This window comes from Tamlana sedimenti (assembly GCF_038148895.1).
Lineage (GTDB): Bacteria > Bacteroidota > Bacteroidia > Flavobacteriales > Flavobacteriaceae > Tamlana.
The window spans coordinates 41,421-67,624 of the sequence record NZ_JBBVGQ010000003.1 but is presented as its reverse complement, the minus strand read 5'-3'; the positions used below and the strand labels follow the sequence as shown (position 1 = coordinate 67,624).

General features: G+C 36.1%; 25 protein-coding genes. 18 read left to right on the top strand and 7 right to left on the bottom strand.

The window, feature by feature from the left end:
* Nucleotides 1-51: 51 nt before the first annotated feature.
* Both dnaK and WJN01_RS08640 read right to left on the bottom strand, forming a co-directional pair.
* Nucleotides 52-1,962, bottom strand: coding sequence for a molecular chaperone DnaK (gene dnaK / locus WJN01_RS08645; RefSeq protein WP_445196756.1), 1,911 nt, complete (start codon nt 1,960-1,962; stop codon nt 52-54).
* Nucleotides 1,963-2,084: 122 nt separating this feature from the next.
* On the bottom strand, nt 2,085-2,543 hold the full coding sequence (locus WJN01_RS08640; RefSeq protein ID WP_445196755.1) for a nuclear transport factor 2 family protein: 459 nt from the start codon (nt 2,541-2,543) through the stop codon (nt 2,085-2,087).
* Between the two features lie 127 nt (nt 2,544-2,670).
* On the opposite strand from WJN01_RS08640, the gene WJN01_RS08635 reads away from it, so the two are divergent.
* From WJN01_RS08635 to WJN01_RS08595, 9 genes are all read left to right on the top strand, one after another.
* Nucleotides 2,671-4,011, top strand: a complete 1,341-nt coding sequence (locus tag WJN01_RS08635) for a rhamnogalacturonidase (RefSeq protein WP_445196754.1) — start codon at nt 2,671-2,673, stop codon at nt 4,009-4,011.
* Between the two features lie 36 nt (nt 4,012-4,047).
* Nucleotides 4,048-4,866, top strand: a complete 819-nt coding sequence (panB, locus tag WJN01_RS08630) for a 3-methyl-2-oxobutanoate hydroxymethyltransferase (protein ID WP_445196753.1) — start codon at nt 4,048-4,050, stop codon at nt 4,864-4,866.
* Between the two features lie 113 nt (nt 4,867-4,979).
* Nucleotides 4,980-5,333: a four helix bundle protein gene (locus WJN01_RS08625; protein ID WP_445197067.1), complete on the top strand. Its 354-nt coding sequence runs from the start codon at nt 4,980-4,982 to the stop codon at nt 5,331-5,333.
* A gap of 36 nt (nt 5,334-5,369) precedes the next feature.
* Complete coding sequence (locus WJN01_RS08620) at nt 5,370-6,065, top strand: RluA family pseudouridine synthase (protein WP_445196752.1); 696 nt, start codon at nt 5,370-5,372, stop codon at nt 6,063-6,065.
* A 27-nt stretch (nt 6,066-6,092) separates the two neighbouring features.
* Nucleotides 6,093-7,472: an aldehyde dehydrogenase gene (locus WJN01_RS08615; protein WP_445196751.1), complete on the top strand. Its 1,380-nt coding sequence runs from the start codon at nt 6,093-6,095 to the stop codon at nt 7,470-7,472.
* Nucleotides 7,473-7,567: 95 nt separating this feature from the next.
* Complete coding sequence (locus WJN01_RS08610; protein ID WP_445196750.1) at nt 7,568-9,058, top strand: ComEC/Rec2 family competence protein; 1,491 nt, start codon at nt 7,568-7,570, stop codon at nt 9,056-9,058.
* Between the two features lie 154 nt (nt 9,059-9,212).
* Nucleotides 9,213-10,100, top strand: coding sequence for a carbon-nitrogen hydrolase (locus WJN01_RS08605; protein ID WP_445196749.1), 888 nt, complete (start codon nt 9,213-9,215; stop codon nt 10,098-10,100).
* Complete coding sequence (locus WJN01_RS08600) at nt 10,100-11,140, top strand: agmatine deiminase family protein (protein ID WP_445196748.1); 1,041 nt, start codon at nt 10,100-10,102, stop codon at nt 11,138-11,140. Before WJN01_RS08605 ends, WJN01_RS08600 begins: the two co-directional genes overlap by 1 nt.
* Nucleotides 11,141-11,373: 233 nt before the next feature.
* Nucleotides 11,374-12,306, top strand: coding sequence for a S1 family peptidase (locus WJN01_RS08595; RefSeq protein ID WP_445196747.1), 933 nt, complete (start codon nt 11,374-11,376; stop codon nt 12,304-12,306).
* Nucleotides 12,307-12,489: 183 nt separating this feature from the next.
* On the opposite strand, the gene WJN01_RS08590 is transcribed toward WJN01_RS08595, so the two are convergent.
* Nucleotides 12,490-13,647 carry a THUMP domain-containing class I SAM-dependent RNA methyltransferase gene (locus WJN01_RS08590; protein ID WP_445196746.1) on the bottom strand — a complete coding sequence of 386 codons (1,158 nt, stop codon included), beginning with the start codon at nt 13,645-13,647 and terminating at the stop codon, nt 12,490-12,492.
* Nucleotides 13,648-13,891: 244 nt separating this feature from the next.
* Here WJN01_RS08590 and WJN01_RS08585 point away from each other — a divergent pair, with 244 nt between their 5' ends.
* The 3 genes from WJN01_RS08585 to WJN01_RS08575 all read left to right on the top strand — a co-directional run bounded on the left by WJN01_RS08585 (nt 13,892) and on the right by WJN01_RS08575 (nt 15,867).
* On the top strand, nt 13,892-14,623 hold the full coding sequence (locus tag WJN01_RS08585) for a class I SAM-dependent methyltransferase (RefSeq protein ID WP_445196745.1): 732 nt from the start codon (nt 13,892-13,894) through the stop codon (nt 14,621-14,623).
* A 109-nt stretch (nt 14,624-14,732) separates the two neighbouring features.
* A complete protein-coding gene (locus WJN01_RS08580; protein ID WP_445196744.1) occupies nt 14,733-15,407 on the top strand; it encodes a ZIP family metal transporter in 675 nt (224 codons plus the stop codon).
* 31 nt (nt 15,408-15,438) lie between these two features.
* The gene (locus WJN01_RS08575; RefSeq protein ID WP_445196743.1) at nt 15,439-15,867 is read left to right on the top strand and encodes a DUF4268 domain-containing protein; all 429 of its coding nucleotides are present in this window, start codon (nt 15,439-15,441) and stop codon (nt 15,865-15,867) included.
* Here WJN01_RS08575 and WJN01_RS08570 read toward each other — a convergent pair.
* The 3 genes from WJN01_RS08570 to WJN01_RS08560 are packed head-to-tail and all read right to left on the bottom strand — an operon-like array spanning nt 15,864 to nt 17,673.
* A complete protein-coding gene (locus tag WJN01_RS08570) occupies nt 15,864-16,361 on the bottom strand; it encodes a GNAT family N-acetyltransferase (RefSeq protein ID WP_445196742.1) in 498 nt (165 codons plus the stop codon). The genes WJN01_RS08575 and WJN01_RS08570 overlap by 4 nt on opposite strands.
* A 2-nt stretch (nt 16,362-16,363) precedes the next feature.
* Nucleotides 16,364-16,990 carry a PAQR family membrane homeostasis protein TrhA gene (gene trhA / locus WJN01_RS08565; RefSeq protein ID WP_445196741.1) on the bottom strand — a complete coding sequence of 209 codons (627 nt, stop codon included), beginning with the start codon at nt 16,988-16,990 and terminating at the stop codon, nt 16,364-16,366.
* Nucleotides 16,990-17,673, bottom strand: a complete 684-nt coding sequence (locus WJN01_RS08560) for a DUF4294 domain-containing protein (protein WP_445196740.1) — start codon at nt 17,671-17,673, stop codon at nt 16,990-16,992. Before WJN01_RS08560 ends, trhA begins: the two co-directional genes overlap by 1 nt.
* A gap of 102 nt (nt 17,674-17,775) precedes the next feature.
* Here WJN01_RS08560 and WJN01_RS08555 point away from each other — a divergent pair, with 102 nt between their 5' ends.
* The 5 genes from WJN01_RS08555 (at nt 17,776) to WJN01_RS08535 (ending at nt 23,060) form a co-directional block, all read left to right on the top strand.
* Nucleotides 17,776-18,864 carry a M42 family metallopeptidase gene (locus WJN01_RS08555; RefSeq protein ID WP_445196739.1) on the top strand — a complete coding sequence of 363 codons (1,089 nt, stop codon included), beginning with the start codon at nt 17,776-17,778 and terminating at the stop codon, nt 18,862-18,864.
* Between the two features lie 43 nt (nt 18,865-18,907).
* Nucleotides 18,908-19,465: an NUDIX hydrolase gene (locus WJN01_RS08550; RefSeq protein WP_445196738.1), complete on the top strand. Its 558-nt coding sequence runs from the start codon at nt 18,908-18,910 to the stop codon at nt 19,463-19,465.
* Between the two features lie 105 nt (nt 19,466-19,570).
* A complete protein-coding gene (locus WJN01_RS08545; RefSeq protein ID WP_445196737.1) occupies nt 19,571-20,059 on the top strand; it encodes an acyl-CoA carboxylase biotin carboxyl carrier protein subunit in 489 nt (162 codons plus the stop codon).
* 5 nt (nt 20,060-20,064) lie between these two features.
* A complete protein-coding gene (accC, locus tag WJN01_RS08540; RefSeq protein ID WP_445196736.1) occupies nt 20,065-21,504 on the top strand; it encodes an acetyl-CoA carboxylase biotin carboxylase subunit in 1,440 nt (479 codons plus the stop codon).
* A gap of 5 nt (nt 21,505-21,509) precedes the next feature.
* Nucleotides 21,510-23,060, top strand: a complete 1,551-nt coding sequence (locus tag WJN01_RS08535; protein ID WP_445196735.1) for an acyl-CoA carboxylase subunit beta — start codon at nt 21,510-21,512, stop codon at nt 23,058-23,060.
* Between the two features lie 344 nt (nt 23,061-23,404).
* On the opposite strand, the gene WJN01_RS08530 is transcribed toward WJN01_RS08535, so the two are convergent.
* Entirely contained in the window at nt 23,405-24,919 is a 1,515-nt protein-coding gene (locus WJN01_RS08530) for a tetratricopeptide repeat protein (RefSeq protein WP_445196734.1), read from the bottom strand.
* A 338-nt stretch (nt 24,920-25,257) separates the two neighbouring features.
* On the opposite strand from WJN01_RS08530, the gene WJN01_RS08525 reads away from it, so the two are divergent.
* Nucleotides 25,258-26,157 (top strand): serine hydrolase, encoded by a 900-nt coding sequence (locus WJN01_RS08525; RefSeq protein ID WP_445196733.1) that lies wholly within the window; start codon nt 25,258-25,260, stop codon nt 26,155-26,157.
* Nucleotides 26,158-26,204 lie beyond the last annotated feature (47 nt).

Genomic DNA, 26,204 nt, shown 5'->3' with positions numbered 1-26,204 from the left:
AATCAAAAATTGATTGCACTTTTTTTCTAGCTTCTTCTTCCGACTTGAAGCTTACTTGACTTCTTCGAAATCTACATCTTCTACATCACTGCTCTCCCCTTGACCATTTTGACTGGCATCAGGTCCTGGTTGAGCTTCACCACTAGCTTGTTGTGCTTCGGCTTGTGCTTTGTACATTTCTTCAGAAGCTACTTTCCAAGCTTCGTTTATTTTATTTAAAGCAGGCTCAATTACTGCAATATCTTTACTTTCGTAAGCTTTTTTCAATTCTTCCAAAGCATCTTCGATTGGTTTCTTTTTATCATCTGATAATTTATCACCAAACTCTTCCAATTGTTTTTCAGTTTGGAAAATCATAGAATCTGCTTCGTTCAATTTTTGAGCTTTTTCAGCTGCAGCTTTATCTGCTTCGGCATTTGCTTCAGCATCTGCTTTCATTTTTTGGATTTCTTCCTCAGTCAATCCAGAAGAAGCTTCAATTCTGATATCTTGTTTTTTACCAGTTGCTTTATCTTCGGCTGACACTTTAATGATACCATTGGCATCAATATCAAAGGTTACTTCAATTTGAGGTGTACCACGTCTTGCTGGTGGAATACCATCTAAGTGGAAACGTCCAATTGTTTTATTATCAGCAGCCATAGCTCTTTCACCTTGTAACACATGGATTTCTACAGAAGGCTGATTATCAGCCGCAGTTGAGAAAACCTGTGATTTTTTAGTTGGGATGGTTGTATTTGCCTCAATTAATTTGGTAAATACGTTACCCATAGTTTCAATACCAAGAGATAATGGAGTGACGTCCAATAACAATACATCTTTTACATCTCCGGTTAATACACCACCTTGGATACCAGCACCTAAAGAAACAACTTCGTCTGGGTTAACACCTTTGCTTGGTGCTTTTCCGAAGAATTTCTCAACCGCTGCTTGCACTGCAGGAATACGTGTTGAACCACCTACCAAGATGATTTCATCAATATCACTTTTGCTTAAACCAGCCGCTTTGAGTGCAGATTGGCAAGGCTCAATAGTACGTTTTACTAAATCGTCAATTAATTGCTCGAATTTTGAACGTGTTAATGTACGCACCAAGTGTTTTGGTCCACTGGCTGTAGCCGTGATATATGGTAAGTTGATTTCTGTTTGAGAAGAAGAAGATAATTCAATCTTGGCTTTTTCAGCAGCTTCTTTTAAACGTTGAAGAGACATTGGGTCTTTTCTTAAATCCATACCTTCTTCAGCGTTGAACTCATCTGCCAACCAGTTGATGATTTTTTCATCTACATCATCACCACCTAAGTGTGTATCACCATCGGTAGATAATACTTCAAATACGCCATCTCCCAATTCAAGGATAGAAACGTCGTGCGTACCACCACCAAAGTCAAATACCACTATTTTTTGGTCTTTTCCTTTTTTGTCCAATCCATAAGCCAATGCAGCAGCAGTAGGCTCATTGATAATACGTTCTACTTTTAAACCAGCAATTTCACCAGCTTCTTTAGTAGCTTGACGTTGACTGTCGTTAAAATAAGCAGGCACTGTAATAACAGCTCTAGTTACATCTGCTCCTAAGTAATCCTCAGCCGTTTTCTTCATTTTTTGAAGAATCATAGCTGACAATTCTTGAGGCGTATATAAACGTCCGTCTATATCCACACGAGGTGTGTCGTTGTCACCTTTTACTACTTTATAAGGAACACGTTCTGCCTCTTTTTTAGATTCAGAATATTTATTACCCATAAAACGTTTAATAGAATAAACGGTTTTTAATGGGTTGGTCACTGCTTGACGTTTTGCTGGGTCACCAACTTTAATTTCGCCACCTTCCACGAAAGCGATTACAGATGGTGTTGTTCTTTTACCTTCAGCATTAGGAATAACTACAGGCTCGTTACCTTCCATTACCGAAACGCAAGAGTTGGTTGTTCCTAAATCGATTCCAATAATTTTACTCATAATATTTTTATTAATTGTGTTGAATGTTCGTTTTAATTGTCGGTTAGTATAAGTCAATCATTATGCCAACAAAAAAATGCTGACACAGTGTCAGCATTTTTAAATAAATATATTATTGTTCTTTATTTTTCGCAGGTTGAACGCCGCCGTGTGTCAATTAGATAAATGATTTTCCATTGTTCACCATCTTTAAAAAGTTGAAATGAGTTTACCCCGCAATGACTGAAGGTGTCATTAAACCAAAACTCGTACGGTGTCCAAGCGTTGGCCATATTACCATCTACTTGAATGCTGTAATCCAATAAGCGTTCGTCCCATTTTTGGTCTTCTGGTCTATTTGCAATGGCATTAATAAGTTTTTCAGGTTCGTCCGTAACTAAAATATCTTTGCCTTCTTTACTTTTATAGGCTGTTTGTAATAGAACTTTATCCATCATAACCGATTTCATTAACGTTGTATCGCCCTTATGAAAGCCTTCAAAAAATGTATCAACGGCTGCCTTAACTTCAAATTCCTGGCTGGTCTGGCCAAAAATTGCGGAAGTGATTAAAAGGGCCAAATAAAATATTGCTCTCGTCATATTATATAAGTTTCAGGCTAAATTAACTGATACATAACGATATAGAACACCTTTAAAGAAAAGTTTAACAGTATCTTCTTTATTTAGTACTTTTACGGGCAACTGAAGACTAAACATATTGCAAAAAATGAAAAACATCCTTTTAATGGCAATTGCCATATTAACTTCTTGCCAACAGCAAGCCAATAAACAAGATACTATCAATAATAACAAGGATCTTTTTCCTGATGGAACTGAAATTCCGGAATGGTTTAAAGATGATTCAAAAATAGACCCAACTTCCTTAGGAAAACAATATGTCATTACAGACTATAATGTAAGTACCGATAGTACTGTAGTTCAAACAAAAGCAATTCAAAATGTCATAGATGAGGCCTATAGAAATGGTGGTGGCGTTGTGGTTATTCCAGAAGGTACTTTTTTAAGTGGTGCTTTGTTTTTTAAACCCAATACGCATTTACATGTGGTAAAAGGAGGAACTTTAAAAGGCTCGGACAATATTGCAGATTATCCTTTTTTACCATCGAGAATTGAAGGGCAGAGTATCGAATATTTTTCTGCTTTGGTAAATGCCAAGGCGGTTGATGGGTTCACTATTACTGGGAACGGTGTTATTGATGGTAATGGTCTAAATTATTGGAAAGCCTTCTGGCAAAGGCGTGAAGAAAACCCAAAATGCACCAATCTTGAGGTATCAAGACCACGTTTGGTGTTCATTTGGAAATGCAATAATGTTCAAGTAGAGGACGTGCACCTAAGGAATTCCGGGTTTTGGTCCAGTCACTACTACCAATGTAATAATGTAAAAGTTCTTGATTTACGTATCACATCCCCACATGAGCCCATAAAGGCGCCAAGCACCGATGCCATTGATATTGATGTGTGCTCTAATTTTTTGGTTAAAGGTTGTTATATGGCTGTTAATGATGATGCTATTGCACTTAAAGGCGGTAAAGGCCCTTGGTCTGACAAAAATGCCAGCAATGGGGAAAATACAAATATCATCATTGAGGATTGTGAGTTTGGTTTCTGCCATTCTGCCCTAACCAACGGTAGTGAATCTTTGCACAATAAAAATATCATTATGCGCAATTGCAAAGTCAGTGAAGCAAAGCGTTTGTTGTGGCTAAAAATGCGTCCAGATACACCCCAACACTATGAATATATTACTGTTGAAAACATTACGGGACAAGCCCACAGCTTTATTTATATTAAACCTTGGACGCAGTTTTTCGACTTGAAAGGACGTGAAGATGTGCCACTATCTTATTCCGACCATATCACCATGAGAAATATTGATTTAAAATGTGATATTTTCTACGATATGAAAATTACGGAATACGACAAACTTTCCGATTTTACATTTGAAAACATAAATGTTGAAGCCGAAGATGGCACCTACGATAAAAGCATTATTGAAGGCTTGACCTTTAATAATGTTAAGGTAAATGGAAAGCTACTTGAATAAAATTGCAATCATTCAAAATCACAAAAATCAAGACAGATGTCCGCAGCAAATAAAGATTACAAACGCATTACCGTAAAAACATTGGTTGACATGAAAGCCAATGGCGAAAAGATTTCTATGCTTACGGCATACGACTATAGCATGGCCAAAATTGTTGATGGAGCAGGCATTGATGTGATTTTGGTGGGTGACTCTGCGAGTAATGTTATGGCTGGGCATGAAACCACATTGCCCATTACGCTAGACCAAATGATTTACCATGCCTCCTCGGTAATTAGGGGCATTGAAAGATGTTTGGTTGTAGTCGATTTACCTTTTGGCAGCTATCAAAGTGACCCCAAGGAAGCACTTCGTTCTGCCATTAGAATTATGAAAGAAAGTGGTGCGCATTCGGTAAAAATGGAAGGTGGTAAAGAAGTTAAAGATTCTATAAAGCGTATTTTGAACGCAGGTATTCCCGTAATGGGTCATTTGGGTTTAACACCGCAATCCATTTATAAATTTGGGACATATTCTGTGCGTGCCAAAGAGGAAGAGGAAGCGGAACGTTTATTGGAAGACGCCAAAATGCTTGAAAAAATTGGCTGCTTTGCCATTGTACTTGAAAAAATTCCAGCCGCCCTTGCTAAACAGGTGGCCGAAAGCGTCAGCATTCCAATCATAGGCATTGGTGCAGGCCCTGATGTAGATGGTCAGGTTTTGGTGTTGCACGATATGCTTGGGATGACCCACGAATTCAATCCAAGGTTTTTAAGAAGATATTTGCACTTGTATGAAGATATGACCAAAGCGATCTCTCAATATGTAGACGACGTAAAGTCTAGGGATTTTCCTAATGATAGCGAACAATATTAGTCTAGATTTAGTTAGACCTTTTAGATTTTAGACTTCTTAGAAAAATAAATTCAGGACATATCAAAATCTAAAAAAAATCTAATTTGTCTAACCTTCTAAAAATCTGTTTAGAGATGCATCGATTTAAAGAATTGGAAATTTGGAAAAGAAGCAGATTGTTTTGTTCAGAAATATATCTTATTTCTTCAAAATTTCCTGAATCCGAAAAATTTGGACTAACCAATCAATTACGAAGGGCATCAGTTTCCATTCCGTCCAATATTGCTGAAGGTTCTTCCAGAGCATCAAATAAAGATTTTTCTCGGTTTTTAGAAATAACTTTAGGCTCGGCTTACGAAATTGAAACTCAATTAATGATAGCTTATGATTTAAAATTCATTTCAAAAGAAGAGTTAGATAAATGTCTTTCAGAACTTGAAGAAATTATTAAAATGATTTCAAAATTCAAATCAAACTTAAAAATCTAAAACTTCTAAAATTCTAACCAGTCTAACAAGTCTTGCATGTCTAATCATTCTAACAAGTCTAACCTACAAGTTTTATATGAAGATAATCACATCGTCATCATAAACAAACGTGCCGGTGATATTGTTCAAGGTGATAAAACTGGTGATAAACCATTGAGCGATGTAGTTAAAGCCTACATAAAAGAAAAATACAATAAACCTGGAAATGTCTATTTGGGCACTGTTCACCGTTTGGACAGACCAACCACAGGTCTTGTTATATTTGCCAAAACAAGTAAAGTCCTACCTCGATTAAACAAATTATTTTTATCAAAAGATATAAAAAAAACCTATTGGGCCGTTGTAAAAAATGCACCACCAAAAACTAAAGACACGCTCATTAATTGGCTAAAAAAGAATCCAAAAAACAATAAATCTTATGCATATCCAAACGAAGTTGAAGGCAGTAAAAAAGCCATTCTTCATTACAAGCTTTTGAAGAAGTTGGATAATTATTTTTTACTTGAAATTAACTTGGAAACGGGTAGGCATCATCAAATTCGTTCACAACTATCAAACATTGGATGCCCCATAAAAGGTGATTTAAAGTATGGTTTTGATAGGAGCAACAAAGATGCCAGCATTCATTTGCACGCCAGACATATTGAATTTATTCATCCTGTAAAAAATGAACCCGTGACAGTTACGGCCCCGTTACCAGAGGACGCAATTTGGAATGCTTGTTTGGTTTAAATCCTTATATTTATAAAAAACTCTCCTTTGAATTCTATTCCCGAAATCATTGCTGCCCAAAAAGCATTATTTGCATCCCAAAAAACCAAGGATGTTAATTATCGACTTCAGTTTTTAAAGGCATTAAAAGCTGAAATCCTTAACAAGGAGCAAGCTGTTTATGACGCGCTTAAACGGGATTTTAATAAGTCGGAATTTGAAGCCTATTTAAGTGAATTCGGATTGGTTATTTTAGAATTGGATTTGGCTATAAAAAACCTCAAAAAATGGTCAAAACCTGAACGGGTAAAATCGTCCATGCTCACCTTTCCTTCTTCAGATTTTATTTATAAAGAACCTTACGGAAATGTGCTAGTGATTGCTCCTTGGAACTATCCTTTTCTTTTGGCAATGGCACCATTTATTATGGCTGTTGCAGCAGGAAATACAGTAGTTCTAAAACCGAGTGAACTTACCCAAAATACCTCAAAGTTACTCGTAAAAATTATAGAAAATGTTTTCCCAGAAGATTTAGCAAAAACAGTAGAGGGTGATGCTGAAATTGGAGCTGAATTGCTCGACCAAAAATGGGATTATATTTTTTTTACTGGCAGTGTTGAAGTTGGTAAAATAGTGGCAAAAGCTGCAGCACAGAATTTAACCCCTGTTACGCTTGAACTAGGTGGAAAATCACCCTGCATTATAGATGATTCCGTTGATTTAAAACTCACAGCGCGCCGAGTAGTTTGGGGCAAATATTTAAACGGTGGGCAAACCTGTATTGCACCAGATTACTTATTGGTTAAAAGCAATATTAAAAATGACCTTATTGACGCTTTGAAAGCTGAAATTATTGCTCAATACGGCCAAATCATTCGGAATTCAGAAGATTTTCCTCAGATTATAGACAATAAAAATTTCGAACGTTTAAAAAATCTTTTAAAGAATGAAACGATTGTTTTTGGTGGTGAAATTGATGCGAATGAAAAATTCATTGGCCCAACCATTATGGACCAGCCCGATTTGGATAACCCAGTTATGAATGAAGAAATATTTGGGCCTCTCCTACCTATTTTAACTTTTGAAAATGAAAGCGACATTGAAAAAGTCATTTGGCATTTTGAAAAACCGCTTTCGCTCTATGTATTCTCGAAAAACTCAAATTTCACAGAACACATCCTTAAAAAATACAGTTTCGGTGGTGGCGTTGTTAACGATGTTTTGATTCACTTTGGAAATCAGAATTTGCCTTTTGGCGGTGTTGGTGCCAGTGGGATGGGCAAATATCATGGCAAATATGGTTTCGATACCTTTTCACATCAAAAAGCCATTATAAAGCGGGGAACTTGGTTTGATCCTCAATTGCGGTATGCACCACACAAAAATAGACTGGGCATCATCAAAAAAATGTTCAAGTATTTCGGTTAAATTTAAACCAGCCCATTTCTTTAAAATTACGTAGATCTACGCATTGTTTTTCATTGATTCAAGTTGTAACTTTCTGGTATTCAAAATTATAAATTATGCCAAATACCATTAAATATCTAAAATCCGAAAAAGCAAAAGTTTATACCTCAGGTACTGGAAACAAAGTTTTGCTGGAAGCACTCTGGGGCGATTATGTTGAATTAGTCTCTAACACTGTCACAAACGGAAGATACAAAGTCAATGTCCGCTGGGCCAAAAATGTTTACATCAAGGCCGATGATTTAGGCGATGAATCTCTTTTGGAGCTTTACTTCATAGACGTAGGGCAAGGCGATGGTGTTTTAATAGTTACTCCAGACCGTAAACATATTTTGATAGATGGCGGCTATAAACGTTCCAAACAACCCCACGGCAAAAGTGCGGCCGACTTTGTAGATTGGAAATTCAAAAAGGAATACAAAAAGGACATCATTGAACTCGATGCCATGATATGTTCGCATTGTGATGCCGATCATTACGGGGGGTTATGGGATTTGGTAAGTAAAGAAGAAAGCGCCAGAAAAGAACTGGATACTTCTGAAACAAAAGTCGAAGCTTTTTATCATGCAGGCATCTCCTGGTGGAAAAGTGCTCAAAAATCTAGATTTTTAGGTGATGAAACAGGTGGTGTGATGCATGATTTGTTAACAGGAAAAACATCCATTAAAAATGGTTTGAAACAAAATGCCGATTTAAAATTACAAGGTGAATGGGCCGATTTTTTAGAGTGTATTATTGACAATAACCCAGATGTAAAGCGCCTTTCATACAATCCAGAAAAAGGATTCAAATATTTAGAAGGTTTTGAAGAAGGCAAAGAAACGTCAATCAAAATATTGGGACCCATTGAAACCACAGTAAACGGGAAACCAACCTTAAAAGATTTGGGTTCTTACAGCAAAAACACCAATGGTAATTCCATTTTATTACGTATTGACTATGGCAGAAGCCGAATGTTACTAACGGGCGATTTAAACAAAAAAAGTCAACAACACATCATAGATTCCTTATCGGGCAACCTTATAGAATTGGCTGCAGATGTTGTAAAATCTTGTCACCATGGCAGTGATGATTGCTCCTATGAGTTTTTGCAGTATGTGAATGCCGCAGCAACCGTAATTTCTTCTGGCGATGATGAAACCCACGCCCACCCTAGACCTAATATTGTGGCAGCATCGGGCGCAACAGGGTTTAAAAAAATTGAAAACGATGAAATGGTTACCCCGCTTATTTACAGCACTGAAATTTCCAGAAGTCTCCGTATGGGAGACCCCTATGAAGTCAACTCAAAAAACTACGAAACACTCATTGGCACAATTGACGTTGTTTTGAAAAATGAAGCCAAAACCAACATCCGTTATAAACACACAGCTTCAGGTGCTTTAAATCCAACCGACAAGGTTAAAACCATGAGCCGACTAAAAGTGGTTGACGGTATCGTTTACGGCTTGGTAAACGTAAGAACAGACGGTGAAAAAATACTTTGTGCCACGCTAAATGAAGGCAAAAGCAAATGGGAGATTAAAACGTTTACATCTCGCTTTTAACCGCATTAATAATTTAAATCCTTTTTTTAACCCTTCCTTAATTTTTGTTGAAATATGTGCTGTTTTTATATGGCACATATTTTAATAAAACCTACTTTCGCATGAGTTAAAAATAAAATACTTTGTATATTAACCTTGATTTTAAATAAACAGAATGCCAAGTAAAACATACAAAATTTGCGTTATTCAATTAAACCTGAATAACACCCCAGAAAACAACTTAGAAAAATGCATTAAATGGGTAAAAGACGCTGCAAAACAAGGTGCTGAAGTTATTTTATTGCCCGAACTATATAGCAGTCATTACTTCTGCCAAAGTGAAGATGTTGACAATTTTGCTTATGCAGAACCACTTTACAGCACATCCTTCAAGGCATTTAGTGCTTTGGCCAAAGAATTGGGCGTGGTAATTATCGTTCCGTTTTTTGAAAAACGTATGGCCGGTGTGTACCACAACAGTGCGTACATTATTGATACCAATGGTTCGGAAGCTGGATTATACCGTAAAATGCACATTCCGGACGACCCCCATTTTTATGAAAAATTTTATTTCACCCCTGGTGATATCGGTTTTAAGTCCTTCCCCACAAAAAAAGGAAATATTGGTACGTTGATTTGTTGGGACCAATGGTATCCAGAAGCAGCACGATTAACGGCCCTACAAGGTGCCGAAGTATTGTTTTACCCAACGGCCATTGGATGGCATCCACAGGAAAAAGCAGAATTTGGTAAAAACCAACAAGGCGCTTGGATGAACGTGATGCGCGGGCATGCCGTAGCCAATGGCATTTATGTCGCCGCTGCCAACCGTATTGGTTTGGAAAAATATGTACCCAATACTCATGGCATTGAGTTTTGGGGTTCCTCGTTTATTGCTGGCCCACAGGGTGAAATTTTAGCGCAAGCCTCAGAAGATAAAGAGGAAATTTTAATCGCTGAAGTCGATTTAAACCTTCAAGAAAACGTACGCCAGAATTGGCCATTTTTACGGGACAGACGTATCGATAAATATGGAGAAATTACTAAACGCGTTATCGATTAATGAAGAGCGAAAACTGGATATTTCCTGCTGAATGGGAAAAACAACAGGGCATTTTATTGTGTTTTCCGCATAACGGTAAAGACTGGCCTGGGAAATACGAAGCCATTCAATGGGCCTTTATTGAGTTTATTAAAAAAGTGGCTACCGTTGAAGCCGTTTTTTTAGTCGTTGCCAATAAGAAACTTCAAGATAAGGTTTCGGGCATGTTAGAAACAGCCCATGTCAATACGAAAAATGTAATCTTTATTATCCATAAAACCAACCGCAGTTGGATGCGCGATTCGGGACCAATTATTGTTAAAAATGGGAAACAACGAAAAGCCATGAATTTTAACTTTAATGGTTGGGCAAAATATAGTAATCACCGTTTGGATAAAGGCGTTCCCGAAAAAGTGGCCGAAACATTAAACATCTCTGTTGAACAAGCCATGATTAACGGCAAACCCTTTGTTTTGGAAGGTGGCGCCATAGACGTTAACGGAAAAGGAACGCTCATTACCTCTGAAGAATGCCTGCTCCACCCTACTATTCAAGTTAGAAATGCAGGCTTTACCAAAGCCAATTATGAAGCCGCTTTTAAAACCTTTTTGGGCGTAACCAACGTTATTTGGTTGGGAAATGGCATTATTGGTGATGACACCCACGGGCATATTGATGATTTGGCCCGTTTTGTAAACGCAGATACCATCATTACGGTTATTGAAACCAACACCAAAGACCCAAACTACAAACCACTTCAAGACAATTTAAAACGCTTGCAAAACGCTGTATTGGAAAATGGCAAATCGCCCAATATAGTTACTTTACCCATGCCCAAACCGTTATGGTTTGATGGCATTACACTTCCGGCCAGTTATGCTAACTTTTTAATTTTAAACAAAACGGTTTTGGTGCCAACCTTTAACGATGCTAACGACCGTGTAGCTTTAAACACCATTGCTGATTGTTTTCCAGATAGAGAAATAATTGGTATTTCTGCCATAGATTTTATTTGGGGTTTTGGCTCGCTGCATTGTTTGAGCCAGCAGATTCCAGAGTAAATTTAGATTTGTGTTATTTCTAGTAGTAACACGTTATGAGAAATTACGAAAACTATTAAACTTTCAATTTTTGAATTAATGATTTTTGAACGTTAAAATTTTGCCATAATACCATTTTACCTCAACATTTGAACTCAATTTGTTAATAATTACTTGTAATTACCCAGTAAAAATAAGTAAGAAAATACTAACTTTACCAAACTGATTTTATACACATTTACTAAGAAAGAAAGATGAAATATATAATGTTTTCAATCTTAATTGGGTGTTTTAGTTGGAATATTAGTAACTCTCAAAACAAGAATACTGCAAGTAATTTAGATGACAGGGTCCACGGATTAACAACTTTAATAACTACTCAAGGTAACGGAGAAAACCGAATAGGGACTGGATTCTTTTTTCAAGAATTATCACCTAAAGACACATTGAAAAATGGACAATGGAGAACTATAGAAAATATGTGGCTTGTCACCAATAGGCATGTTTCTTTATTAAGAGATAAAAAAGGAAATGAAACTCTACCAGATTCTTTTACATTTCATTTAAGAAGAATTAATGGTTTAAATATTGTTTGGGAGCCAATAACAATTAAAAAAGATGAATTAAAAACCCGACTAAAATTACATTCAGATAAAAATATAGATATTGCATTAGTCAAAGTTTTCGATTTAGTCATGGACAAAATAAAATCAGGTCAAACCTATATGCAATTTTATGCTGTATCCGAAGATGATTTACCTGGTAAAAACAAAATTAATGTTGAAGTTACTGATGACGTTGTTACGATTGGTTATCCAAAAAATTTTTATGATCAAAAAAATGTCTTTCCAATAGTCAAACAAGGAATAATATCTTCAAGATGGGGTAGTTTTTTTAACGGTAGTCCATATTTTTTGATTGATAGCAAGTTATTTCCAGGGTCTTCAGGTAGTATTGTTATTTCAAAACCGCAAAACATAGTTTTAGACAAAGGGCAAATATTTCATAATGAAAATAAGCAATTTGCATTTTTGGGAGTTTATTCAGGCGAACCTTTTAAAATACAACCCAATTCAGTTGAATTTGATGATATGGTTATTTTTAGAAGAGATAAGTTCGACGTTGGAATAGTTTGGTATTCTAATTTGGTTGTTGATATAATAAACAATGGAGTTCAAATCAAGTAGCTCTAATTAGTCTAATAAAACTCCAGATATTGTGGTTTTTCCAGTTAACATTCCTATCCATTGTAATTGTTATCACAGTGAGACAGTCTGTTTAATTCTAGTTAATTCAAGAGATAGCTTCGTACCTCGCTATGACGCTTCTATAGATAAGATTACTTCGGTCATTCTTCCCTTGTAATGAAGTTAGTTGTTAAACTTCGCCTTTTTACTCCCCTCATACATCACATACTTTACCAATCGCGACTCCAATTTGGCATTATATAATGGTATTTTTCTTGAGGGGCGCAAACCCACATGTTTTAGGGCATCTAAATTACTGGTAATAAACCAAGCATCAGTACCGGGATAGTTTTGCTTTAAGGTATCGCCAATATTTTTGTAAAACTGTTCCATATCAATATTTAAACGCTCACCGTATGGTGGGTTAAACACCATATGCAATTTGGCTTCACCTGCTTTTTGGGTTTTAAAAAAGTCCTCGTGCTTTACTTCAATAAAATCTTCCAATTGGGCATTTTTAACATTGTCTTTGGCCTTGAATACGGCACTCGGCGCTTTATCGTAGCCTATAATTTTATAATGAAAATCGCGTGTTTTTTTAAGTAATGATTCTTCAATTTTTTCAAACAAATCCACATCCCAATCTGGCCAGCGTTCAAAGGCAAATTCTTTACGCATCAGGTTTGGTGGTATGTTACAGGCTATCATGGCGGCTTCAATAAGAATGGTCCCCGAACCACACATGGGGTCCATAAAATCGCATTGTCCGTCCCAACCCGATAGCATAATCATACCTGCAGCCAATACTTCATTTATGGGTGCAATATTGGTAGCCATTTTATACCCACGTTTATGCAAGGAATCACCCGAAGAATCTAAAGAAATGGTACAATGTCGTCTATCGATATGCACATTGATTTTCACATCGGGAAATTTTAAATCCACATCGGGGCGTTGCCCTGTGGTATCGCGAAACTTATCTACAATGGCGTCCTTGGTTTTTTGGGCAATAAATAGCGAATGCGAAAACAAATCGGAATGAATGGTAGCATCTATAGCCAAAGAACCTGAAGGCTTTAGGTATTTACTCCAATCCATGGCATAAATTTTATTGTACAGGTCTTTTTCGTTGTTCACATTAAAACTATGGATGGGCTTTAAAATCTTAATGGCCGTACGCAAGCCCAAATTGGCCTTGTACATAAAGCCTTTGTCGCCCACAAATGAAACATTGCGCACACCCTTGGTTACCTTTTGTGCGCCGAGTTGCGTAAGTTCGTTTGCCAATAAATCTTCAAAGCCAAATAAGGTTTTGGCTACCATGCTAAAATTTTCTTCCATAAAATCGCTCCAATAGATTGCAAAAATAACGTAATTTTACGGCATACATTAAGTATATTGATATTTAGGTTAAGGATTGAGCGATTTGTTTGAGTTCTTTATGTTTTGTCTCCTTGAGCATTGGTTGAGATAAAATATATTTTATTGAAACCACGCTGCATGGCAAGCAGAAAGGTTGTCAAAACATAAAAACGAGTAGTGAAAGCCTGACCACGCCCAAGCGTGGTAACCTCCAAAAACATCTATGACAAAACATACTACAACTTGGTTTACTTCTTGGTTTGATACACCATTTTACCACATTTTATATAAGGAAAGGGATGAATCTGAAGCGCATGCCTTTATGGATACTTTAACGGATTATTTGAATGTTCCGGAACACGGCACTATACTGGATTTGGCCTGCGGTAGAGGGCGACATGCCCGCTATTTGAATAAAATGGGCTATGATGTAACGGGTGTGGATTTGAGTGAAAACAGCATTAATTTTGCGAAAAAGTTTGAAAACCACCGACTGCATTTTGAAGTGCACGATATGTGCAAACCCTACCGCAAACAGTTTGATGCCGTTTTTAATTTATTTACCAGTTTTGGGTATTTTGAAGATGATGCCGATAATTTGAACACCATTAAAGCGATTAAATCCAATTTAAATGAAGATGGTTTTGCTGTTATTGATTTTATGAACAGTGAATTTGTAATCGATACTTTAGTACCAGAGGAAGTAAAGACCGTTGATGACATCGAGTTCAACATAAAACGCTATGCGGAAGGTGAATACATAATTAAAGACATTAGGTTTTCTGCTGATGGTAAAGATTATTATTTTCAGGAGCGTGTGCGAGCGTTTACTTTAAAGGACTTTCAGGAACTTTTTGAACAAGCTGGTGTATATTTATTGGATGTTTTTGGCGACCACAAATTGCGTAAATTTAGCCCGAAAACTTCCGAACGTTTAGTCATGATTTTCAAATAGGTGAATAATCCACATTTAATTATTATTACTGTTGCGGAATAGTTTTCAAAATATATTAGATTGGGTTACTTTCATTCTTTGAATACCCTAATTACCATTAAAAACATAAATGAACAAATTTTTATTTCCCATTCTTGCCGTTGTTTTAGGTTTTGTATTAGCCTTCTGGACCAAAAAACATAAATCTTGGAACACCAAGCTCCTACTCTCCTTTAGTGGGGCTTTTTTATTGGCACTAACACTTTTTGAACTGCTTCCTGAGGTTTACAGCCATTTAAAAACAAAACAAACTGGACTGCTCATTATGTGCGGTATCTTGCTCCAAATTGTTTTAGAGCTGTTTTCAAAAGGTGCCGAACACGGGCATGTACACATACACAAGCATGATATGAAGTTTCCGTGGTTACTGTTCATCAGTTTGTGCATCCATAGTTTATTGGAAGGCTTTTCAATTCACGACCATAACGATATGGTTTACGGGGTTTTGGTGCATAAAATTCCCATAGCATTGATTATTACTTTATTCCTGATGCAATCCAATTACAGCAAATTACAAATGGCCAGTTTTTTAATTGTCTTTGCTTTAATGACGCCCTTGGGCACTTTTATTTCGCATGAATCGGTCATGATAGGCCATTACGGTCATGCCATAAACGCTGTGGTTATTGGTATATTTTTTCATATTTCAACCACCATTTTGTTTGAAAGTGGTGAAGGACACAAGTTTAATCTATCTAAGTTCATCGCCATTATTTTAGGGGTTGGTATAGCTTATTTAATATAATTGCTAAAAGACTTAAACTTTTACACAATCAGTGTTTAGCAAAGAAGAATCACGCATATTACGACAAGAATTTTGGACCAGTTTTGGAAAATCATTTCCACGCAAATGGATTTTGTATGATACTAAACTGAAGGGTTTCAGTTTTAAATTTCATTTTGACACCAAAACAGCTTTAGTGGCTATAGATTTGGAAGATGACTTGGAAAATCGCATTAAATACTGGGAAAAACTACTGGCTCTAAAATCTATTTTACTTGACGATTATCTTCCTGAGGCCATTTTTGAAGAAGAATATTATTTGGACAACCAAAAGGAAATTTCAAGAATCTATGTACCCTTGGAAAATAAGGTTTCCATTCATAACAAAAATTCATGGCAGGAAGTTATGGTGTTCTTTAATGAAAAGATGGGTCTATTTGAAGCTTTTTTTGAAGAATATAAAGATATTATTGAGGGTTAATATACAACCGCTCTTACCATCACAAAATCATCCATCAAAAAACCATTACCAATATCAATGACTATTGCTCCATCTTTGATAAAACCAAGTTTCTCATAGGCTTTAATGGTTTTTGAATTGTTTTTGTTGACGGTCAATCTAATAGATTTTAAACTGTAGTCTTTGGCTTTTTCTTCAACATACCTCATTGCCGTCTTTCCAATGTTTTTTCCTCTAAAACCACTTAAAACATAGATTTTGCTCAAAAACAAAGCAGTCACTTCAGGTTTTATGGAAATATAGCCCACAGGAGTCCCGTCGAAATATAATAGAAAATATTCAAATCCGTCCAAAATTTGATTTTCAACAGCCATAGCCGATTGAAATTTTCCGAGCATGTAATCTACTTGGGGCTTCCCTATAATTGAAATATAGTGTTCACGCCAAATGGCATCTGCCAAATGTTCTATGAGCAAGTAATCCGTTTTTGTTTTCGCTTGGCGTATTTCTATCATAATTAAATCACGAATAAATAAATCATAAAAAAGTGAAAAACAGCCCCGGCCAAAACGAACAAGTGCCAAATAACATGGTTATAGGGTATTTTGTGAATAGCATAAAAAACAATGCCAACCGTGTAAGCCAAACCACCAGCAAACAATAATAAAACGCCATTGGTACCCAATGCATCTGAAAGATTTGAAAAATCAAACACAATCAGCCATCCCATAATCAGATATAAAAGCGTTGAAAAAACCTCAAACTGTCCCGTAAAGAATAGTTTTAAAATAACGCCAAAAGCAGCTATACCCCAAACAATATAAAACAGAAGCCAACCATTACTCTCTTCCAGCGAAATAAGCAAAACGGGCGTATATGTTCCAGCAATCAAAAGGTAAATGCTAATGTGGTCTATAACCCTAAAAAAATGTTTGCGTTTCTCCCCTTTTACGGCATGGTAAAATGCTGAGGTGGTAAAAAGCACAATAATTGAAATACCATAAATAATGACACTAAATAAGCTCCAGTCCGTTTTATGTGTATCTCCAATAATTAAAAGAATAAGTGCCGCGATACCAAACAAAGCACCTAAGGCATGAGATATGCTATTAAGTTTTTCTTCAAATACCGACTGAATACGCATTAATTAGGGTTTTGATTTTCAGAATAAACCCATTTATTGGTCAGTTCGTAAAAATCAAATTCTACGGCTGGCTTTTGCTCTTCCAACCTACCACTTTGAAAATTACGTTGTAAAATATCTTCGATTAAGTAATCTTCCTTTTCATTCATTGGGTCAAACTCCCGTTTTAATGAAATATCAAACATACTGGCTGTAGTATTGTACCAAAAGGCACGCCAACCACTACGGAGTTCCTTAACCAAATCAAAAGCAGTGGTTCCCGTTTGTCGGTGTATCAATTTTACTAATATTTGACCTTCTGTTCGGGTCATTTTTTTTAATTCTTCAGAGAATTCACCTTCAATATATTTCTGCACCTGTTTGGTGTAGCGTTTTTTATCTCGAGTTCTGGTTAGTTTGGCCATACGTTGATTCATCGAATCCAACCGTTCCGCAGCCAGTTTTGCATACGGATATACCTTAATGGTTTTTCTTCTTAAAATTAAATATCTAATCCTGTCCTCTTTACTGTTGAACTTTAATTTATGCAACAGCATCACTTCATCTAGATTGATGGCCGTTCTTGGCACCGAATCCCCTTCAATAATAAGGTACTCCACATTGGTAGAATCCTGCTCAAAATCATTCACTTGGGCAAACAGAAATACAGGAAAAAGAAGGATTGTAAATCTTAAATAGTTCATCTATAAAACATTGGAGCATTTAGTATGCCAAAATTAAGAATTTACAAGGTTTAAAACATTTTTTTCTATAGATATTATTATTTTAGTGCAAAACTTTTACACATGGCGAAAAAGAGCATTCTCAACAAAAAGTCGATGGACTTTTTAGAAAAATATTTAAACAATGCCGCCCCAACGGGATATGAATGGACAGGGCAAAAATTATGGATGGATTACCTAAAACCCTATGTAGATGAGTTTATTACAGACACTTACGGCACTGCTGTTGGCGTAATAAACCCAAAAGCAAAATACAAAGTGGTTATCGAGGGTCATGCCGATGAAATTTCGTGGTACGTAAATTATATTTCAGATAACGGGTTGATTTACGTGATTAGAAATGGTGGTAGCGACCATCAAATAGCACCGAGCAAGATTGTAAATATCCACACCAAAAAAGGTATTGTTAAGGGTGTTTTTGGATGGCCTGCAATCCACACAAGAGATAGAGCAAAAGAAGAGGCTCCAAAACCAGATAACATCACCATTGATATTGGTGCAAAGGACAAAGCCGAAGTTGAAAAAATGGGTGTTCATGTGGGCTGTGTGATAACTTATCCGGATGAATTCCACATTCTAAACGGCGATAAATTTGTTTGTCGCGCTTTAGACAACCGTATGGGTGGATTTATGATTGCTGAAGTAGCTAGATTACTTAAAGAGAACAAAAAATCATTGCCATTTGGGCTTTACATCACCAACTCCGTACAAGAGGAAATCGGATTACGTGGTGCTGAAATGATTACCCAAACCATAAAACCTAATGTGGCCATTGTTACCGATGTAACGCACGATACCACTACTCCAATGATAGAACAGAAAAAGGAAGGTCATTTAGAAATTGGTAAAGGTCCTGTTGTGGCCTATGCTCCTGCCGTACAACAAAAATTACGTGATTTAATTACAGATACGGCTGAAAGCAAAAAAATACCTTTTCAACGTTCAGCATTATCAAGAGCCACAGGAACCGATACCGATGCTTTTGCTTATAGCAACGGTGGCGTAGCTTCAGCATTAATTTCTCTGCCTCTACGTTACATGCATACCACAGTAGAAATGGTGCATAAAGATGATGTTGAAAACGTCATCAAACTGATTTATGAAACATTATTGAGCATAAAAGACGGCGAGTCTTTTAGCTATTTCGATTAAATTTTGATTCCCGCTTGTCGGGAATCTTTTTTTAAATTAAAATATGGACGAATATATAGATGTAGTAGATAAAAACGGTAATCCAACTGGAGTTTCAGAATTGAAATCCGTTATCCACCAAAAAGGTCTCTTTCACCATACGGCGCATCTTTGGCTTTACACCAAAAACGGTGAAATTCTATTGTCCCAACGTTCAGCAAAAAAAACCATTTGCCCATTAATGTGGGATGTATCGGTTGCTGGGCATATTGATGCTGGTGAAACCGCAAAAAAAGCCGTATTAAGAGAAACCAGCGAAGAAATTGGTTTAAAACTTTCTGAAAAAGATTTAAAAAAAATCGGCGTTTTTGAATGCTTTCAAAGTTATAATAACGGAATTCAAGACAATGAATTCCATAATACTTTTATTGCAAGATTGAACGTTTCCGTTTCCGAATTAGTGTCACAAGAAGAAGAAGTTGAAGCTTTAAAGTTGGTAACACTTCAGCAATTTCAAAAACTTATAGATACTATTGGCGACAACGAAAATCACTTTGTACCTTCAAACAAACCTTATTATGAGTTTGTATTACAAGAAATAAAAAGCCAACTCTCCGAATAATTTTCAACTATTCAAAACAATTAAAAAGTAAAGTCAGCATTGGTATGTAATAATTGAAAATGCTGTTTAAAATTCCTATATTTACTTCTACCAATAGTTTTGTAAATGAGTGAAAAATTTAAGGTAAAAGTCAACAGTTCTTTTGATTTTGACATTTCTGAAAGCGAGATTTCAAATCTAGACGCACTTCAAGTTTCAAAAAACAACTTTCATATACTTCAAGAGAGTAAATCGTACAAAGCTGAAATTGTTGCTTCTAATTTCAACAGTAAATCCTATCAAATAAAAATCAATAATAACACCTATGTGGTGGATATTATGGACGACTTGGATTTATTGATTAAGAAAATGGGATTAGGCTCTAAATCTTCAAAATTAGTAGATTCCATAAAAGCACCTATGCCCGGATTGATTCTGGAAATGCACGTGGAAGTTGACCAGGAAGTAAAAGAAAATGATTCGCTGTTTATTCTTGAAGCTATGAAAATGGAAAACAGTATTTTATCACCAAGAGATGGCGTTATTAAATCTATTTCTGCAAAAAAAGGTGATGCCGTTGAAAAAAACCAATTGTTAATTGAATTCGAAAATTAAAATTTGTGAAAAAAATATTAGTTGCAAACCGTGGCGAGATTGCCATTCGCGTCATGAAAACAGCCAAAAAAATGGGCATTAAAACCGTCGCTGTTTTTTCCACTGTTGATAGAAATGCACCGCATGTTAAATTTGCTGATGAAGCTGTATGTATTGGTGAACCACCTTCCAATCAATCCTATTTGCGGGGTGACAAGATTATTGAAGTCGCTAAAAATTTAAGCGCTGATGCCATTCATCCAGGTTATGGTTTTTTAAGTGAAAATGCAGCTTTCGCAGAATTATGTGAAGCAAATAACATTATTTTTATTGGCCCACGTTCCAAAGCCATAAAAATTATGGGAAGTAAATTGGCTGCCAAAGAAGCAGTTAAAAAATATAATATCCCCATGGTTCCGGGCATTGATGAAGCCATAACCGATGTAAACAAAGCAAAATCCATTGCCAAGGAAATTGGTTTTCCTATTCTTATAAAAGCGTCTGCGGGTGGTGGCGGAAAAGGTATGCGCATTGTTGAAAAAGAAAAAGATTTAGAATCGCAAATGAACCGTGCCATAAGTGAAGCCACTTCAGCCTTTGGCGATGGCTCCGTTTTTATCGAAAAATATGTGACCTCACCACGTCATATCGAAATCCAGATTATGGCGGACAGCCATGGCAATGTTCTCCATTTTTTTGAGCGTGAATGCAGTATCCAGCGGCGTCACCAAAAAGTAGTTGAAGAAGCACCTTCTTCCGTTTTAAGCCCAGAACTTAGAGCAAAAATGGGAGAAGCAGCCATCAAAGTGGCCAAATCTTGCGATTATTTAGGAGCAGGAACTGTGGAGTTTTTATTGGATGCCAACCATAATTTCTATTTTTTGGAAATGAACACACGCCTCCAAGTAGAACATCCAGTAACCGAACTTATTTCGGGCGTCGATTTGGTAGAACTGCAAATAAAAGTAGCTCGCGGAGAAGCGTTGAGCATAAAACAAAACGATTTAAGAATCAATGGTCACGCCCTGGAACTTCGTGTTTATGCTGAAGACGCTTTGAATGATTTTCTACCAAGCGTTGGCCATCTAGAAACATATAAACTGCCCGTTGGCACAAATATCAGGGTTGATAATGGTTTTGAACAGGGTATGGATATTCCTATTTATTACGACCCCATGCTTTCAAAATTAATTACCTATGGAAAAACGCGTGAAGAGGCTATTCAGCTAATGATTAAAGCAATTGACAATTACATTGTAGAAGGTGTAGAAACCACGCTTACATTCGGTAAATATGTATGTGAACATGAAGCATTCCGCTCTGGAAATTTCGATACGCATTTCGTTAAAAATTTCTATACACCAGAGACATTAAAATCAGAGATGGAAAACGAAGCAAAAATTGCTGCGCTTATAGCTATGAAGCAATATTTAGCAGACCAAAAACTTTTACGCTTACCCAATTAACAGATATGGATTCAAAACAGGAAAAAATAAATAAACTGAATGAGCGTATTGCACTTGCCAAATTGGGCGGAGGGCAAAAACGTATAAACAAGCAACATGCCAACAAAAAGCTTACGGCACGAGAACGCATTGAATACCTTTTGGACGAAGGGTCCTTCGAAGAGATAGGAGCTCTCGTAACGCATCGAACCAAAGATTTCGGTATGGAAGACCAAATATTTTTTGGCGATGGCGTAGTTACTGGATACGGCACAATCAACAACAGATTGGTATATGTTTATGCTCAAGATTTTACGGTTTTTGGCGGTTCACTTTCTGAAACACATGCCGAAAAAATTTGCAAAATCATGGATTTGGCTGTTAAGGTAGGCGCACCCATTGTAGGCCTCAATGATTCAGGTGGCGCAAGAATCCAAGAAGGCGTGCGCTCCCTTGGCGGATATGCTGATATTTTTTACAGAAACGTTCTAGCCTCTGGAGTCATACCGCAAATTTCGGCTATCATGGGTCCGTGTGCTGGTGGCGCGGTGTATTCTCCAGCAATGACCGATTTTACCATAATGGTTGAACACACGAGTTATATGTTTGTTACAGGCCCTAACGTTGTAAAAACCGTTACCAACGAAGAAGTTACCAGCGAAGAATTAGGTGGAGCCTCAACACATGCCACAAAGTCCGGCGTGGCTCATAAAACATCCATCAATGACGTAGCTTGTTTGGATGACGTAAAAAAACTGCTGAGTTACTTACCACAAAACAACACCGAAAAACCAAAGAAACTGGAAATTGATTTACAAGATGAAGTTCGGGATGTTTTATCTGATATTGTTCCAGATAACCCCAACAAACCATACGATATGCACGATGTAATCAAGGGCATTATTGATGATGATTCATTCTATGAGATACATAAGGATTTTGCCGGTAGTATTATTGTAGGTTTTGCACGCCTCGGTGGTCAAAGTATTGGCGTAATTGCCAATCAGCCCATGGCATTTGCGGGTGTTTTAGGTGTTAATAGTTCCAGAAAGGCTGCTCGCTTTACGAGGTTTTGCGATTGTTTTAATATACCACTTTTGGTATTGGTTGATGTGCCTGGATTTTTACCTGGAACAGACCAAGAATGGAACGGTATCATCGTGCACGGCGCAAAATTGTTGTATGCCTTAAGTGAGGCCACCGTGCCAAGGATTACTGTCATAACAAGAAAAGCATATGGTGGCGCTTATGATGTAATGAACTCCAAACATATTGGAGCTGACTACAATTTTGCTTGGCCGGGAGCAGAAATAGCGGTTATGGGAGCCAAAGGTGCCAGTGAAATTATTTTTAGAAAAGAAATTGCCGATTCTGAAAACCCAACTGAAAAATTAGCTGAAAAAGAAGCTGAATACGCCGCAAAATTTGCCAATCCCTACAGAGCTGCAAGACGTGGATTTATAGATGAAGTAATCCTTCCAAAAAACACCAGAAGAAAATTAATCAAGGCATTTTCAACTTTAGAAAATAAGAAAGTAGATAGCCCAAAAAGGAAGCATGGCAATATTCCTCTTTAACTTAAAAACACCAAAATAAAAAGGAGTCTGAATAAGACTCCTTTTTTACCCTTTAATCGAACTATTACGTATTAATAGCGGATTGTTTATCAATTAATCCTGTCATTTCTTTTGTGATAGATTATTGCTTTGATTACAACCAACCCAGTCATCAAAACAATATCAGCTTAAACATCACAAGAGCTTAACACAATCAATTGTTGATAATAGCATATAACAAATATCATAAACTAGAGTGATTTTTTGCAATAATCAACTACGCATCTACTACGCACTTTGGTAATTGTTTTTACATCAACGAGTTATCTAATCGTTAAAAAACAAAAAGAAATTTAGTTTTGCGCTTAAATACTGCCAAATGTTTCTTGAAGATGATTCACCAAAGTAGTTTCATCTTTATTGAAATCCATTTTCTTTGAAATTCTGTAGCGCCTACTTTCTACCGACCTGACTGATACATTTAAAAACACTGCAATTTCTTTGTTGCTAAATCCCATAAACAAGTAGTAACAAATAATGACCTCTGATTTATTTAAACTTGGATAACGCTCTTCAATTTGTTTGAAGAATTCAATATTAAGGTCATTTACTAACTCTAAATGATTTTCAGTTTTGTCAAGTAAAGTGGAAGAATCAATATGTAAATTTTTGTAAAGCGACTTTATTCTTTCTTTTTGGGTTTCAGTGTTTTTTGTAGATGAAATTTCCCTAATCTCACTCTTCAAATTTTTGATATATTCTTCCAACCCATGGACTTTAACCGCTAACCTTTCATTATTGGATTTTAAATAAGAAAAGTTACTCGACTCTTTGCCTTGTTCAATAATTCTCACTTTTCGATTTTTATAAAAAGAAAAATAGAACAGACTCAAAACAACCAAAACACCAGAAAAAATTATTATCAAGCCTATGCTGAACATATTGTTTTGCTTTGTTTCGGCCAATTCAGTTTCCGCTTTTAATAATGAATCATTTATCAATATACTGGCTTCAACATTACTTTTGTAACTTTTTTTGCCAATTTGCATTAACGTATCTATATAAGCTTTTGAATTATTAATGTCTCCTGATACCTTGTAAATATCAGCATACAATCGGTAGTAGTCTTTTAATATATTCTCTGGCATATAAGACGTAAACTTTTTAGACGCCTTTAGGTAGTATAATGTTGAATCCAAAGTATTTGACTTAAAATGTAATTTGGCCAATTGCATTTTTAAGGTAGATTCGAATGAATAATAGTTGTAATCTGTTACGCCCAGTGCATTTTGCAAATCTTTAAGTTTATTAAAGTAAATGTGTGCCTTATCATATTTGCCTAACCTAAAATAGCTGGAACTCAAAAGGTAATTGGCAAACAAATTGAAGTATTGGTTATCCTCTACTTTTGAAAATTTATCAAGGTTGCCCAAAAGCAAGTTTATACATGAGAGGTAATCGTGATCTAAAAACTCGGCATATGCCCTCATTTGTTGCACTTCCAAAAGTCCATTTACATAGTTACATTTTTCATAATATTCAATTGCTTTGTTTAAATAACTGTGGGCAGTAGTGTCCTTTGAGACAAAATATAAATTGCTGAATAAGTTTAAGCAAGCGTCTCCGGCAATCTGATAGTTTTCTTCTTTGTCAGCATATTTTAAGGCAAAAATGATACTTTGCTGCATTTTAGAATACTCGTTGTATTCATCAAAAATTAATGTTTTTATGGAATAATATTCTGATAGTCTTCCTTCAATATTCCTTTCTAAAGGTTTAGGAATAGAATCTAAAAATGATAAGGCTTTCTCTGTGTTATGGTCAATGTGTATATCGGCAGAGTCAATAAAACGGTAGTAATTTTCATTTGCTTGGCCCAAAGCCATCAAATTAAAAAAAAGAAAAAAAATGCAACCTATTTTGAGAGAGAGGATGTTCCTAAACATTGTTGAGCGTCAATAGCATTTACTTATTTGATATCCAAAATATAAAATTTAATTCAGTATTTCAATTTTTTAACGTAAACATTCCTACAATGTTTGTTTCATCCCAATATAATAGCAAACTTTAAGGAATCAACTAGTTAATTGTAATCTTAAAATTTAACAATTTTAAAAAATCCAAACATCAAATAATTCTCGTATTTAATTAAATTTTAACAAACTATCAATCAAATAATTAAATACCTTTGTGGTCATTAACGACACCACGTTTTTAAATGAAAATAAAACTGTTTTTTGCATTTATTTTTTTGAGTCTCACTATCAATGTAGGAGATGACGAAATAGGTTTACCTATTAAAATAGCTGATTCCAAAATTAAGCCACTGAGCGAACTGCACAATATCTCTTTACAGAAAAAATTAGAAAAGGAGCTAATGGCCAACCCACAATGGAGAAGCCTTATCAATAATAAAAAAATGGCTGTTGGCATAATGGATTTGAGCAACCCCAATCAAGCTAAATATGCAAGTGTGAACGGCAATTACATGATGTATGCTGCTAGTTTACCAAAAATTGCCATTTTATTGGCCGCCATGGATGCTATTGAAAAAGGGGAGTTAAAAGAAACCCCAGAAGTCAAAGCCGACATGAAAATTATGATTAGCAAGTCGGATAACCATGCAGCCACTAGAATGATTGACAGGGTTGGTTATAAAAAAATTGAATCTGTTATGACCGATCCCAACTACATGTTTTATGATGAAAGTAACGGTGGTGGATTATGGGTTGGCAAACGTTATGGAGGTGCTGGCGATACAAATAGAGAACCACTTAAAAATTTAAGCCATGCAGCAACTGTCAACAAGGTTTGTAGGTATTATTATCTGCTAGCACATGGTAAACTTGTAAACGAAAAACGCTCCAAACAAATGTTAGACATTATGGGTAATCCAGATTTGCACCATAAATTTGTTAGCGTATTGGAAAAAATAGCACCTCAAGCAAGTTTATTTAGAAAGTCTGGATCTTGGCAAACTTATCATTCTGACTCCATTTTAGTTTGGGGGAACGACCCCAATAGGCGATATATTCTTGTAGCCCTAGTTGATGATTCAGGCGGAGAGCAAATTATACGAGACTTGGTTAAACCCATAGAAAAAGTGCTGAAGAAATGATTTTTCAGCACTTTTTTTTTAATGCATAATAAAACATCAAATAATTT